Annotated in this window: 9 protein-coding genes; 8 read left to right on the top strand and 1 reads right to left on the bottom strand. The window is 70.8% G+C overall.

The features are described from left to right. Positions 1-9 precede the first annotated feature (9 nt). Positions 10-2,550 (bottom strand): alpha-L-arabinofuranosidase C-terminal domain-containing protein, encoded by a 2,541-nt coding sequence (locus E1193_RS11430; protein ID WP_132182968.1) that lies wholly within the window; start codon positions 2,548-2,550, stop codon positions 10-12. A 394-nt stretch (positions 2,551-2,944) separates the two neighbouring features. Between E1193_RS11430 and araB the strand changes: the two genes are divergently transcribed. From araB to E1193_RS11390, 8 genes are all read left to right on the top strand, one after another. Next, entirely contained in the window at positions 2,945-4,645 is a 1,701-nt protein-coding gene (gene araB, locus E1193_RS11425) for a ribulokinase (RefSeq protein ID WP_132182966.1), read from the top strand. Further along, positions 4,642-5,334 carry an L-ribulose-5-phosphate 4-epimerase gene (locus E1193_RS11420; protein WP_207922663.1) on the top strand — a complete coding sequence of 231 codons (693 nt, stop codon included), beginning with the start codon at positions 4,642-4,644 and terminating at the stop codon, positions 5,332-5,334. The genes araB and E1193_RS11420 overlap by 4 nt, the downstream gene beginning before the upstream one ends. A gap of 146 nt (positions 5,335-5,480) precedes the next feature. Next, positions 5,481-6,476: an ABC transporter substrate-binding protein gene (locus E1193_RS11415; protein ID WP_132182964.1), complete on the top strand. Its 996-nt coding sequence runs from the start codon at positions 5,481-5,483 to the stop codon at positions 6,474-6,476. Between the two features lie 192 nt (positions 6,477-6,668). Further along, positions 6,669-8,213, top strand: a complete 1,545-nt coding sequence (locus tag E1193_RS11410) for a sugar ABC transporter ATP-binding protein (RefSeq protein ID WP_132182962.1) — start codon at positions 6,669-6,671, stop codon at positions 8,211-8,213. Beyond that, positions 8,210-9,280: an ABC transporter permease gene (locus E1193_RS11405; protein ID WP_132182960.1), complete on the top strand. Its 1,071-nt coding sequence runs from the start codon at positions 8,210-8,212 to the stop codon at positions 9,278-9,280. The genes E1193_RS11410 and E1193_RS11405 overlap by 4 nt, the downstream gene beginning before the upstream one ends. Continuing rightward, positions 9,277-10,269 carry a galactofuranose ABC transporter, permease protein YjfF gene (gene yjfF / locus E1193_RS11400; RefSeq protein WP_132182958.1) on the top strand — a complete coding sequence of 331 codons (993 nt, stop codon included), beginning with the start codon at positions 9,277-9,279 and terminating at the stop codon, positions 10,267-10,269. Before E1193_RS11405 ends, yjfF begins: the two co-directional genes overlap by 4 nt. A gap of 28 nt (positions 10,270-10,297) precedes the next feature. Next, complete coding sequence (gene araA, locus E1193_RS11395) at positions 10,298-11,803, top strand: L-arabinose isomerase (protein ID WP_132182956.1); 1,506 nt, start codon at positions 10,298-10,300, stop codon at positions 11,801-11,803. A 197-nt stretch (positions 11,804-12,000) separates the two neighbouring features. After that, positions 12,001-13,029 carry a LacI family DNA-binding transcriptional regulator gene (locus tag E1193_RS11390; RefSeq protein ID WP_132182954.1) on the top strand — a complete coding sequence of 343 codons (1,029 nt, stop codon included), beginning with the start codon at positions 12,001-12,003 and terminating at the stop codon, positions 13,027-13,029. Positions 13,030-13,334 lie beyond the last annotated feature (305 nt).

Here is a 13,334-nt window from a genome sequence, read left to right as displayed (position 1 = left end):
CGTGGTGCCTCACTTGGTCCGGATGCGCAGGAAGGTGACGGAGTTCGCCGGGAAGGTGTGGACGAAGTCGCCACCGATCCCCCGCAGGGTGCTGGTGACCGGTTGGATCGGTTCGGCCGTGCGGGTGTTCGCCTCGCCGGGGTCGCCGCTGATCACGGTCGCCCGCGCCGTGTCGGCCACCTTCAACCCGCCCAGGTCGACCCGGGTCACGGCCGGCTTGTCCTGCGCGTTGACGACCTTGACGATCAGCTCGCCGGTGGCCTCGTCGCGGGTGACGACCTGGGTGAACGGCCGGGTCACCCGGTCGTCGGTGAAGCTGCCCCACACCTGGCCGTCGAGCAGCAGCGTCACCCTGGTGCCCCGGACCTGGATCCGGATGTCGTACGTGGTGCCGGTGGTGATGGTGTTGGGCTTGGCGAGCAGCGTCTCCTTGGCCCCGCCGGTGGCCTTCTCCACCGCGCCCTGGGTGTTGTTCCAGCCGCCCAGGTTCCACCAGTAGAAGTTGCCGGAGTCCTTCACGCCGAAGGCGATGAGGAAGCCCTCCGCGCCGGCGTTCTTACGCGCCTTCAGGGTCAGGTCATAGTCGCCAGCGGTGACGTCAGTGGCCTTGACCAGGGTGTCCTGCGCGCGGGTGTCCGACTGGACGTACGCGCCGTCCACCACCGACCAACTGCCCCGGTTGGCCAGCGGGGTCCAGGCCCCCGCCCCGGCGGCGAAGTCGTCGGCGAACAGCACGGTCCCGTCGGGCGTGGTCACCCGGACGTCGTCGTAGGTTGCCGAGGTGGCCCAGGTGGACAGTCCGATCGCTCCGGTGATCGCCGTCGGCCCGGCGGTCGGACCGGTGACCCGGCTCGGCACGGTACGGTCGCCGACGTTGTTCATGAACAGCTTCTGCACCTGGTAGCTGGTGGAGCCCCAGGACTCGTCGTTGTCGAACCAGATGAGGTCCGGCCGCCACTGAACGTGGTCGATGTTGGCCAGCAGCGGGGCGTACGCGGCCATCCGCACCACGTCGGCGTTGCGCTCCAACCCGGTCATGTACGACGCCTCAGCCAGCGCGTTGAACAGCTTGTTGTCCTGCGAGGCGTACTCGCCGAGGAAAACCTTCGGCCCGTTGCGGTCGTAGGCGTCGTAGCGGGTGTTGTTCTGCAGGAACCAGGCCGGGCTGTTGTAGTAGTGCTCGTCGACCATCTCGACACCGGCGGCGCGGTTGAGTTCCCACAGCCGGTCGAAGGTGGCGCCCTGGTCGTCGGGGCCGGAGTTGCCGATCACGGTGATCTCCGGGTGGGCCGCCTTGATCGCGGCCCGGAACTTCTCGAAGTTGGCGAAGTACGCGTCCGGCAGGTTCTCCTCGTTGCCGACCGCGAGGTGGGTGAGCCGGAACGGCTCGGGGTGCCCCATCGAGGCGCGCAGTCCGCCCCATGTCGAGGTGGCAGGGCCGGTGGCGAACTCGATCAGGTCGAGGGTGTCCTGGATGTGCCGGCGCAGCAGCGCCTCGTCGTTGGTGGCGCGGTTCTGGCCGCAGCCGGTTACCAGGGCGGGCACGACCGGCAGGGGCATCGCCCCGATGTCCTCGGCGAACTGGAAGTATTCGAAGTAGCCCAGCCCGTAGGACTGGTTGTAGCCCCAGAAGTTGGCGTTGGTGGCTCGGGTCTCGACCGGGCCGACGGTGTCCTTCCACTGGTAGGACCGGGCCCGCTCCCAGTTGGAGGCGGCGTCGTAGCCGGCCATGCTGTTGGTGTTCACCAGGCAGCCGCCGGGGAAGCGGACGAAGCCCGGGCGCAGCGCGGCGATCTTCTCGGCGAGGTCGCGGCGCAGGCCGTTGGGGCGGCCGCGGAAGGTGTCCCGGGGAAACAGCGAGACCATGTCGAGGCGCAGGGTGCCGGTGCCGGCGCCGCGGATCGACAGCCGGGCGGCGTCGGTGGTGCGGGCGGCGCGCAGGGTTCCCCTGTACTGCGTCCACGTGTCGCCCCGCACGATCACGGTCAGCGACGTGGCGAGAGGTTCACCGGCGGCGTCGTGCAGGGTGACCGAGAGCGGGGTGCCCCGGGCGGAGTCGGTGCGGGCCCAGACCGAGAAGTCGTAGCGGGCGCCGGCGGTCAGGGCCACCCCTCTGTTCCACCCGGCGTTGGTGACGCCGTAGCGGCCTCCGCCGACATTGGACAGGTCCAGCCGCAGGTGGGCACGGTTGCGGTCGTTGAGCCGGTGGGCGTCGTCGACGGTGGTCGCGGTGCCGGCGCCACCGTCGGTGGCGCTGGGGGCCCAGGCGGTCATCCCATTGAACGACGCGTGGTCCTTGGGCAGGAACTCGAAGGACCGGTTGCGGACGAGTTCCGCGTACAGGCCGCCGTCGGCGGCGTAGTTGATGTCCTCGAAGAACACTCCGTAGTGGGAGTCGCTGATGGCGACGCCGGGCGCGGCGGGGTCGACCGTGACGGTGTACTCCGGTTGGAGGGCCGGTTCCCGGGCCGATCCGGGGGCCGCCGTGGTGAGGGTGACGGCTACCAGCGCGGCGGTCGCCGCCGCGAGCAGTGGTTGTGGTCGGAACAACAGTGCCTCCTGAGCGTCGTGCTGGACGTCGGGGCCGCAGCGAGCCGCACCGCACGCGGCGGGGTGCCTGTAGGCGCCTCGATGTGAGCGCTAACAGGCAGGGAGTATTGCGGGCGCATGTCCCATGGTCAATACCCTGATGACCAACGTGCTACGGCGGGATGTGCGGCGCCGGCCTTCCGGCCGACCGGGCCGTGACCGGATCGTTAGGGAGAGGGTCTGCCCGGGTGGCCCTCGTTCGTCGGCCCAGGTGAAGGGGCGCCACGTGCTCTCCCCGGGCGGTCGGTCCGCCCGACGGGAGGGTTTCGGTGTCGAAGATGTTTCAAAACGTGTCTTGACCTGACCCGATGTGAGCGCTAACACTGTGCCCCAGCAGGTGAGTGGAGGATGTTTCATGGACGTAGGCGCAGGACCGCACGACCAGTACGTCGTCGGCGTCGACTTCGGCACGCTGTCCGGCCGGGCGCTGGTGGTGCGGGTCGCCGACGGTGCCGAACTGGGCACGGCGGTGCACGAGTACCGCCACGCGGTGATGGAGCGGTTCCTCACCGCCGCCGACGGCCGGGAACTGCCGGCGGACTGGGCCCTGCAGGACCCGGACGACTACCGCGAGGTGTTCCGGCGGGCCGTCCCGGCCGCGCTGGCCGCCAGTGGCGTCGACCCGGCGCAGGTGGTCGGCATCGGCGTCGACTTCACCGCCTGCACCGTGCTGCCGACCCTGGCCGACGGCACCCCGCTGTGCGAGCTGCCCGAGCTGCGCACCCGGCCGCACGCCTGGGTGAAGCTGTGGAAGCACCACGCCGCCCAGGGGCAGGCCGACCGGATCAATGCCCTCGCCCACGAGCGCGGCGAGCCGTGGATCGGCCGCTACGGCGGCAAGATCTCCGCCGAGTGGCAGTACGCCAAGGGCCTGCAACTGCTGGAGGAGGACCCGGAGGTCTACGCCCGGGCCGAGCGGTGGATCGAGGCCGCCGACTGGGTCGTCTGGCAGCTCTGCGGCGTCGAGACCCGCAACGTCTGCACCGCCGGTTACAAGGGCATCCGCCAGGACGGCCGGTACCCGTCCCGGGACTACCTCGCGGCCCTGAACCCCGACTTCGCCGACTTCGTCGCCAAGATCGACGGGCCGCTGGCGCCGCTGGGTGACCGCGCGGGCGGGCTGACCGCGCAGGCCGCCGCCTGGACCGGCCTGCCGGAGGGCATTGCCGTGGCGGTCGGCAACGTCGACGCCCACGTCACCGCCGCCTCCGCCCAGGCCATCGAGCCCGGCCGGCTGGTGGCCATCATGGGCACCTCCACCTGCCATGTCGTCAACGGCACGAAGCTGGCGGAGGTGGCCGGCATGTGCGGCGTGGTCGACGGTGGCATCAGCGCTGGCGCCTGGGGCTACGAGGCCGGGCAGAGCGGGGTCGGCGACATCTTCGGCTGGTTCGTCGAGCACGCTGCGCCCGCCGGCTGGGCCTCGCACGAGGAGTTGACCGCGGCCGCCGCCGCCCAGCCCGTCGGCGCGCACGGCCTCGTCGCGCTCGACTGGTGGAACGGCAACCGTTCGCTGCTGGTCAACCACCACCTCAGCGGTGTGATCGTCGGCCTCACCCTGGCCACCCGGCCGCCGGACGTCTACCGGGCGTTGCTGGAGTCCACCGCGTACGGCACCCGGATGATCATCGAGGCGTTCGCCGAGGCGGGCGTGCCGGTGGACGAGGTGATCGTCGCCGGCGGCCTGACCAAGAACGAGCTGCTGATGCAGATCTACGCCGACGTCACCCAGCGCCCGCTGGGCATCATCGGCTCGGCGCAGGGCCCGGCGCTCGGCTCGGCGATCCACGCGGCGGTGGCCGCGGGTGCGTACCCCGACGTCGCCGCGGCGTCGGCGGTGATGGGTCGGGTCGACCGGGACGTCTACCGGCCCGACCCGGAGCGGGCCCGCGCCTACGACGCGCTGTACGCCGAGTACCGCCGACTGCACGACCACTTCGGCCGCGGCGGTGACGAGACGCTGCTGCGCCTGCGCGCCATCCGCAACGCCGCCCGTCAGGCGGCCGAATCCACGCCGGCCGGGCCGGCGGCGACCCCCCTGGAGGTGCTGGCATGAGCCGTACGCTGCCCGCCGAGGTGACCCGACTGCGGGAGACCGTGGCGGCCCTGCACGCCGAACTGGTCCGTTACCACCTGGTCGCCTGGACGGCGGGGAACGTCTCGGCCCGGGTGCCCGGCCACGACCTGATGGTCATCAAGCCCAGCGGGGTCTCCTACGACGACCTGCGACCCGACAACATGATCGTCTGCGATCTCGACGGGGTCGTGGTCGACGGGGATCTCTCCCCGTCCAGCGACACCGCCGCGCACGCCTACGTCTACCGGGCGATGCCGGAGGTGGGCGGCGTGGTGCACACGCACAGCAACTACGCGACCGCCTGGGCGGCGTGCGGCGAGTCCATCCCGTGTCACCTCACCGCGCAGGCCGACGAGTTCGGTGGAGAGATTCCGGTGGGTCCGTTCGCCCTCATCGGCGGCGACGACATCGGCAAGGGCATCGTGGCCACCCTTTCCGGGCACCGTTCCCCGGCGGTGCTGATGCGCAACCACGGTGTCTTCACCATCGGTAAGGACGCCCGTGCCGCGGTGAAGGCCGCGGTGATGTGCGAGGACGTGGCCCGCACCGCCCACCTGGCCCGGACGCTCGGCACCCCGGTGCCGATGGCCCAGGCCGACATCGACTCGCTCTACGACCGCTACCAGAACGTCTACGGCCAGCCGGGCTCCGGTTCCGCGAGGTCCTGACCCGGCCCTGGTCGGGCCGACCGGACCCGCCCCCAAGGGGTCGCCCGGCCCGACGCACCACCGCACCACCGCACCACCCACCGGTCCCGTCGCCCGGCGTGCCGTGACGCCCGGTGGCCCCACCTCACCCCCAAAGGAGTCATCACATGACCCGCACCACCATCACCCGCCGGAGTCTCGGCGCCCTGCTCGCCGCCGGCCTGCTGGCCAGCGGGCTGACCGCCTGCGGCAACAGCGACACCGGCGACAGCGCCAGCGGCGACGGCAAGATCGTCCTCGGTTTCTCCCAGGTCGGCGCGGAGAGCGGCTGGCGTACCGCGAACACCACCTCGATCAAGGAGGCTGCTGCCGAGGCCGGGATCGAGCTGAAGTTCGACGACGCCCAGCAGAAGCAGGAGAACCAGATCAAGGCGATCCGCAACTACATCCAGCAGAAGGTCGACGTGATCGCCTTCTCGCCGGTGGTGGAGTCCGGCTGGGACACCGTGCTCAAGGAGGCCAAGGACGCCAAGATCCCGGTGATCCTGACCGACCGCGCGGTCGACTCGGCCGACAAGAGCCTCTACAAGACCTTCATCGGCTCGGACTTCGTCAAGGAGGGCCGCCTCGCCGGTGAGTGGCTGGTCAAGGAGAAGCAGGCCGCGACCGGCCCGGTGAACATCGTCGAGCTGCAGGGCACCACCGGCTCGGCGCCGGCCAACGACCGCAAGAAGGGCTTCGCCGAGGCGATCGGCGCCAACCCGAACCTCAAGGTCGTCGCCTCGCAGAGCGGTGACTTCACCCGGGCCGGCGGCAAGCAGGTCATGGAGCAGTTCCTGAAGGCAAACCCGAAGATCGACGTGCTCTTCGCGCACAACGACGACATGGGTCTGGGCGCGCTCGAGGCGATCACCGCGGCCGGCAAGGTGCCGGGCAAGGACATCACCATCATCACCATCGACGCGGTCAAGGACGGTATGCAGGCCCTCGCCGACGGGAAGTTCAACTTCATCGCGGAGTGCAGCCCGCTGCTCGGCCCTCAGCTGATGGAACTGGTGAAGAAGGTCAAGGCCGGCGAGGAGGTCCCCGCCCGCGTCGAGACCGAGGAGACCACGTTCACCCAGGAGCAGGCGAAGGCCGCGCTGCCCACCCGCAAGTACTGACCGGCCCGCCGCCGCGTCCCCACGCGGCGGCGTCCCCGGGCGGCGAATCCTCGCCGTGACGGCGTCGGGCCGGTGGTGTCGACGACACCACCGGCCCGACCGCCCTCCCGCGCCGCACGCGCCGACGGACCGCGTCCGCCACGGGCGGTCGCGTCCGTCCGCACCGCCGCACATCACGAAAGGTCTGGTGGGATGTCGCAGAGGCATCCGGTCCTGACGATGACCGCGATCAGCAAACACTTCCCGGGAGTCCGGGCCCTCGACGGCGTCGACTTCCGGCTCTTCCCCGGTGAGGTCCACGCCCTGATGGGCGAGAACGGCGCCGGCAAATCCACTTTGATCAAGGTGCTGACCGGCGTCTACGGCACGGACGCCGGCACCATCACCCTCGACGGCGACCAGGTCTCCTTCGCCGGGCCGATGCAGGCCGCCGCGGCCGGTGTCAGCACCGTCTACCAGGAGGTCAACCTCTGCACCAACCTGTCGGTGGCGGAGAACATCTTCATCGGCCGCGAGCCGCGCCGCTTCGGCGCGATCAACTGGCGCGAGATGCGGCGTCGGGCGCAGGAGGCGCTGGCCCGCCTCGACCTGCACATCGACGTCAGTGAACTGCTCGGCAGCTACTCGCTGGCCGTGCAGCAGATGGTGGCCATCGCCCGCGCCGTCGACGTGCAGGCCCGGGTGCTCATCCTCGACGAGCCCACCTCCAGCCTGGACGCCGACGAGGTCGCGCAGCTGCTGCGGATCATGCGCCAGCTCCGCGACGAGGGCATTGCGATCCTCTTCGTCACCCACTTCCTCGACCAGGTCTACGGCATCGCCGACCGGATCACGGTGCTGCGCAACGGCCGCCTGGTCGGCGAGTACCTCACCGCCGAACTGCCGCAGCTCGCTCTGGTCGAGAAGATGATCGGCAAGGAACTCGACGCGCTGGAGCAGCTCGACTCCGAGGCTGGCAGGGACGCGGCCAGGGCGGCCGAGGGCACCCCGCTGATCGAGGCCGACGGGCTCGGCCGGGCCGGCGCGGTGGCGCCGTTCAGCCTGACCATCCACGCCGGCGAGGTGGTCGGCATGGCCGGGCTGCTCGGCTCGGGCCGCACCGAGGTTGCCCGGCTGTTCTTCGGCGCCGACCGCGCCGACAAGGGACGGCTCGTCGTCGACGGCAAGCCCACCGCGATCCGCAACCCGATCGCCGCGATCGACCGCGACATCGCCTTCTGCTCGGAGAACCGCCGCACCGAGGGCCTGATCGGCGAGCTGTCGGTGCGGGAGAACATCATCCTGGCCATGCAGGCCGCCCGGGGCTGGCTGCGCCCGGTGCCCCGGCGCAAGCAGGACGAGCTGGTGCAGCGCTGGATCGAGGCGCTGAGCATCCGTCCCGCCAACCCGGAGATGCCGGTGCGCAACCTCTCCGGCGGCAACCAGCAGAAGGTGTTGTTGGCCCGCTGGCTGATCACCGAGCCGCGGCTGCTGATCCTGGACGAACCGACCCGGGGCATCGACATCGGCGCGAAGACCGAGATCCAGCGTCTGGTGGCGCAGCTCTCCGACGGCGGCATGGCGGTGCTGTTCATCTCCGCGGAGCTGGAGGAGGTGCTGCGGCTCAGCCACAAGGTCGCCGTGATGCGGGACCGGCAGCTCGTCGCCCAGCTCACCAACGACGACTCCCTCGACGCCGACCGCGTCATGCAGGCCATCGCCAGCGGCGTGCGGCAGGAAGGGCTGGAGAAGGTATGAGCACAGTCAAGGCCCGCCTCGCGCCGGTCACCGGCCACCGGCTGTTCTGGCCGTTGGTGATGCTGGTCGTGCTGCTGGTGGCGAACACCGTCTACCGGCCGAGCTTCCTGTCGGTCGAGCTGAAGAACGGCCACCTGTACGGCAGTCTGATCGACATCGTCCGCCTCAGCGCTCCACTCATCCTGGTGGCGTTGGGCATGTCCCTGGTCATCGCGACCGGCGGCATCGACCTGTCGGTGGGCTCCGTGGTCGCGGTCAGCGGCGCGGTGGCCTGCCTCTATATCAGTGAGCAACCCGACCAGAACAGCCTCGGCGGCGTCTTCACGGCGCTGGCCCTGGCGTTCGGCATCGCGCTGCTGCTCGGCGCCTGGAACGGGGTGCTGGTCGCCGTCATCGGGATCCAGCCCATCATCGCCACGCTGATCCTCATGGTCGCCGGTCGTGGCCTGGCCCAGCTGATCACCTCCGGGCAGATCATCACCATCAACAGCGAGCCGTACAAGACGATCGGGGTGGGGCACCTGCTCACCCTGCCGTTCGCGATCATCATCGCCCTGGTGGTCACGGTGATCGTGGCGGTGCTGACCCGGCGTACCGCGCTCGGCATGATCATCGAGTCGGTCGGCGGCAACGCCGAGGCCAGCCGGCTGGCCGGCGTACGCTCCCGGCGGATCACCCTCCTGGTGTACGTGGTCAGCGCGGCTTGCGCGGCGATCGCCGGGTTCATGATGACCGCGAACGTCTCCAGCGCCGACGGCAACGCCGCCGGCCTCTGGGTGGAGCTCGACGCGATCCTGGCCGTGGTCATCGGCGGCACCTCGCTGGCCGGCGGCCGGTTCTTCCTCAGCGGCACGATCGTCGGCGCGCTGATCATCCAGACCCTGACCACCTCCGTGTACGCCATGAACATCGATCCGCAGACGGCGCTGCTGTTCAAGGCCGTGGTGGTGATCGCGGTCTGCCTCATCCAGGCCCCGGCGTTCCGGGCCCGGTTCCGTCGGAGGAAGAGCCTGGCGCCGCCCCCGGCGCCCACCGCCGAGAAGCAGAAGGAGCAGGTCCCGGCATGACCACCACACCACTGGCCGTACGCGCCGACCGGGCCTGGTGGCGGGTGCCGCAACGGCACGTGCCGGTGCTGGCCACCTTCGTCCTGCTGCTCGTCATGTACGGCGTCGGCGTCTCGCAGTACCGCGCCTTCTCCAACATCCAGGTCATCTTCAACATCTTCATCGACAACGGGTTCCTGCTCGTCGTCGCGGTGGGGATGACCTTCGTGATCCTCACCGGCGGCATCGACCTGTCGGTCGGCTCGGTGGTGGCGCTGACCGCGATGGTCTCCGCGTCGCTGCTGCGTGACGGGCTGGATCCGGCGCTGGTGCTGGTGATCGCGCTGTTGATCGGCCCGACGCTGGGCCTGGCGATGGGCTGCGTCATCCACTTCTTCGACATCCAGCCGTTCATCGTCACCCTGGCCGGGATGTTCTTCGCCCGGGGCCTGTGCACCTGGATCAGCTCGACGTCCATCCCGATCACCGACGGGTTCTGGACCTCGGCCGCGCAGGAGCGCATCCGGATCGGCGAGAACTTCGTCTCGGTCAGCGTGTTGATCGCCCTGGCGGTGGTCGCGGTGGCGGCGATCGCGCTGGCGTACACCCGGCTGGGACGCAACGTGTACGCCATCGGCGGCAACCCCCAGTCGGCCCTGCTGATGGGCCTGCCGGTGGGGCGTACGAAGATCGCCGTCTACACCATCAGCGGGCTCTGCTCGGCGATCGGCGGCATCCTGCTCTCCTTCTACACCCTCTCGGGCGCGCCGCTGATCGCCGTCGGCATGGAGCTGGACGTGATCGCCGCGGTCGTCATCGGCGGCACCCTGCTGACCGGCGGCTCGGGCTACGTGTTCGGCACCGTGCTGGGTGTCCTGGTGCTCGGCGTGATCCAGACGCTGATCACCTTCGACGGGACCCTCAGCTCGTGGTGGACGAAGATCGTGATCGGCGCCCTGCTGTTCGCCTTCATCCTGCTCCAGCGTCTCGTCGGCATCCGCAAGAAGTAACCCGACCGTTACCCCGGAAGGCAACCCCATGACTGACCCATCGCCGGCCCCCGAGGTCTGGTTCCTCACCGGGAGCCAGGGTCTGTACGGCCCGGAGACCCTGCAGCAGGTGGCCGAGCAGTCCCGGCAGATCGCCGCGCAGCTCGACGCCGATCCCGCCATCCCCGCCCGGGTCGTGTGGAAGCCGGTGCTCACCTCCAGCGCCGAGATCCTGGCGGTCTGCCGCGACGCCGCCGTCCAGGGCGCGGTCGGGGTGATCGCCTGGATGCACACCTTCTCACCCGCGAAGATGTGGATCTCCGGCCTGGACGCGCTGCGTACCCCGCTGCTTCACCTGCACACCCAGGCCAACATGGCGCTGCCCTGGTCCGAGATCGACATGGACTTCATGAACCTCAACCAGGCCGCGCACGGCGACCGGGAGTTCGGGTTCGTGCAGACCCGGCTCGGGGTGGCCCGCAAGACCGTCGCCGGCCACGTGAGCAACCCGCAGGTCACCGCCCGGGTCGCGGCCTGGGTCCGGGCCGCGGTCGGGCACGCCGAGATGCGGTCGCTGCGGCTGGCCCGCTTCGGCGACAACATGCGCGACGTGGCGGTGACCGAGGGCGACAAGGTCGAGGCGGAGCTGCGCTTCGGCGTCTCGGTCAACACCTACGGGGTCAACGACCTGGTCGCGGCGGTCGACGCCGTCGCGGACGCGCGCGTCGACGAGCTGGTCAAGGAGTACGACGACAGCTACCGGTTGGTGCCCGAACTGCGTCCGGGCGGGGAGCGGCACGACTCCCTGCGCTACGCCGCCCGGATCGAGGCGGGGCTGCGCGAGTTCCTCGAGGCCGGCGGCTTCCGGGCCTTCACCACCAACTTCGAGGACCTCGGCGGCCTGCGCCAGCTGCCCGGCATCGCGGTGCAGCGACTGATGGCCGACGGCTACGGCTTCGGTGGCGAGGGGGACTGGAAGACGTCCGTCCTGGTCCGCACCCTGAAGGCGATGTCGGTCGGTACCACCGGCGGCACGTCCTTCATGGAGGACTACACCTACGACCTCACGCCCGGGCAGGAGGTGGTCCTCGGCGCGCACATGCTGGAGGTGTGCCCGACGATCGCCGCCGACACCCCGAACGTGGAGATCCACCCGCTGGGCATCGGTGGCCGGGAGGACCCGGTGCGGATGGTCTTCGACGCCCAGGCCGGTCCGGCCGTGGTGCTCGGCCTGGCCGACATGGGGGAGCGGTTCCGGCTGGTCGCCAACGAGATCGACGTGGTCGTCCCGCCGCACCCGCTGCCGAAGCTGCCGGTGGCCCGGGCCGTGTGGCGGCCGCGTCCGGACCTGCCCCGGTCGGCGGAGGCGTGGCTCACCGCCGGCGCGCCGCACCACACCGTGCTGTCCCAGGCCGTCGGGGTGGAGGAGCTGTACGACCTGTCCGAGATGGTGGCCACCGAGCTGGTGGTCATCGACGCGGACACGACCACCCGGCGGCTCGCCGACGAACTGCGGTGGAACCAGGCCTACTACCGGCTGGCGCGGGGCTTCTGACCGCCGCGCCGCGTCGGCGGTGGCCGGCGCGTCCCCCTGGCACCGGGGCCGCGCCGGCCGCCGCCCGCGGCGCGGCTGTTCGGTGGTGCCGTCGCCGGAGGGGATGGTCCGGACGGGCCGTCGCCCGCGGCGCGGTGTCCGGGTCGGCCGGTTGGCGTGACTCACCGCAGGTCGACGAGGAGCACGAGGGGGTAGCCATGGGTCAGCAGCCGGGTGCGCGGGTTGCGGTGATGAGCGACGTGGCCCGGCTCGCCGGTGTCTCGCACCAGACCGTGTCGCGGGTACTCAACAATCACCCCAGCGTCCGGCAGGAGACCCGCGAGCGGGTGCTGCGCGCCGTGCACCAGCTCAACTACCGCCCCAACGCGCTGGCCCGGGGCCTGGCCGGCCGGCGGTCCCGGGTCATCGGGGTGGTCAGCTTCGACACCATCCTCTACGGCCCGGCCGCCACCCTGCTGGGAGTGGAACGGGCCGCCCGGGCCGCCGGTTACGGCATCAACATCGTGGCACTGGAGCAGTTGGACCGCGCCGGTATGACGGCGGCCATCGGCGCTCTCACCGAGCAGTCGGTGGCCGGGGTGGTCATCATCGCGCCGTTGATGACGGCGGCCATCGCGGTGCACGGGCTGCCCACCGGGGTGCCCGCCGTGGTCGTCGAGGCCGGTGGGGGCGCGGGGGTGCTGCCCAGCATCTCGGTGGACCAGGTGACCGGCGCGCGGATGGCCGTGGAGCACCTGCTCGGTCTGCGGCACGAGACGGTGTGGCACATCGGCGGTCCTCGGGACTGGCTGGAGGCGCGCGACCGTGTCGAGGGCTGGCGACAGGCCCTGGACGCGGCCGGTCGGCCGGTGCCGCCGGTCCTGGTCGGCGACTGGAGTCCGCGCTCGGGGTACGAGATCGGGCTCTCCCTGGCCGACCGGCCGGAGGTCACGGCGGTCTTCTGCGCCAACGACCACCAGGCGCTGGGCCTGCTGAGCGCCCTGCACCAGCGTGGCCGGCGGGTGCCCGACGACGTCAGTGTGGTGGGCTTCGACGACATCCCGGAGGCCAAGTACCTGTCGCCGCCGCTGACCACGATCCGCCAGGACTTCGACGAGGTGGGTCGCCGGTGTGTGACGACGCTGCTGGAGCTGCTCGACGCCGACGCGACGGTCTCCGGAGTCGCCCCGCCAGCGGTCCCGCCGATGCTCGTGGCCCGAGCCAGCAGCGCCGTCCTGCCGGGCTGAGCGGGCGATTCCGCTGTCGAGCGCGGATTGGCACCGGGTCCGGCGGGCGTCGCCGGCCCGTGGCACATCACGTCCTCGACGTGGCCCGGACGCCTCGGCCCGCGCCACCCCGGGGCGTGGCCCTGCCCGTCGCGGTCCTGTGCTGCCCCGTTGCGCGAGTGAACGTGCGCCTACGCAGCGGAAAGGCACCGTTCGGATCCTTGACGCGGGTGATTTGTTGCACAGAGAATTCCTGTTTGTTAACGCTCACATCCCGACGTCGAGGGATCATCTATGCGACCAGCCGTCCCCCGGGCCCCGCGACC

Origin of the sequence: Micromonospora sp. KC606, from assembly GCF_004348675.1 — a bacterium.
In the GTDB taxonomy this organism is placed as follows: Bacteria; Actinomycetota; Actinomycetes; order Mycobacteriales; family Micromonosporaceae; genus Micromonospora.
Note: the sequence above shows the minus strand (reverse complement) of the source record. Positions and strands in the feature narration are given on the sequence as shown.

What these genes read in the sequence shown, in the direction of transcription:
- E1193_RS11405 (WP_132182960.1), top strand. Translation starts at nt 8,210, where the DNA reads ATGAGCACAGTCAAGGCCCGCCTCGCGCCGGTCACCGGCCACCGGCTG.
- yjfF (WP_132182958.1), top strand. Translation starts at nt 9,277, where the DNA reads ATGACCACCACACCACTGGCCGTACGCGCCGACCGGGCCTGGTGGCGG.
- araB (WP_132182966.1), top strand. Translation starts at nt 2,945, where the DNA reads ATGGACGTAGGCGCAGGACCGCACGACCAGTACGTCGTCGGCGTCGAC.
- E1193_RS11420 (WP_207922663.1), top strand. Translation starts at nt 4,642, where the DNA reads ATGAGCCGTACGCTGCCCGCCGAGGTGACCCGACTGCGGGAGACCGTG.
- E1193_RS11410 (WP_132182962.1), top strand. Translation starts at nt 6,669, where the DNA reads ATGTCGCAGAGGCATCCGGTCCTGACGATGACCGCGATCAGCAAACAC.
- E1193_RS11390 (WP_132182954.1), top strand. Translation starts at nt 12,001, where the DNA reads ATGGGTCAGCAGCCGGGTGCGCGGGTTGCGGTGATGAGCGACGTGGCC.
- E1193_RS11415 (WP_132182964.1), top strand. Translation starts at nt 5,481, where the DNA reads ATGACCCGCACCACCATCACCCGCCGGAGTCTCGGCGCCCTGCTCGCC.
- araA (WP_132182956.1), top strand. Translation starts at nt 10,298, where the DNA reads ATGACTGACCCATCGCCGGCCCCCGAGGTCTGGTTCCTCACCGGGAGC.